Here is a 416-nt window from a genome sequence, read left to right as displayed (position 1 = left end):
GCCTGCGCGCACGCCATCGACAACCGCATCTACCGCTACAAGCACGTGCGTGCGACCGTCGAGCGGTTGTTCGAACAGGCGATCGCGCAGGTTGGAGTGACGCCACAGCCGGCATCGCCGCTCACCCAGGATCATCCGCTGATCCGTACCCCCGCGGAATACGGCGACCGGGGGGGGGGGGGGGGGGGGGGGGGGGGGGGGGGGGGGGGGGGGGGGGGGGGGGGGGGGGGGGGGGGGGGGGGGGGGGGGGGGGGGGGGGGGGGGGGGGGGGGGGGGGGGGGGGGGGGGGGGGGGGGGGGGGGGGGGGGGGGGGGGGGGGGGGGGGGGGGGGGGGGGGGGGGGGGGGGGGGGGGGGGGGGGGGGGGGGGGGGGGGGGGGGGGGGGGGGGGGGGGGGGGGGGGCGTTGCCTACGACAG

1 pseudogene is annotated in these 416 nt (G+C 84.9%); it reads left to right on the top strand.

Going from position 1 to position 416, the window contains the following annotated elements:
* Nucleotides 1–416: pseudogene (locus tag XI09_RS04565) on the top strand (hypothetical protein); the annotation flags it as partial.

It is taken from the genome of Bradyrhizobium sp. CCBAU 11386, from assembly GCF_028128955.1.
Lineage (GTDB): Bacteria > Pseudomonadota > Alphaproteobacteria > Rhizobiales > Xanthobacteraceae > Bradyrhizobium.
This window is presented reverse-complemented; position numbering and strand designations above follow the sequence as displayed.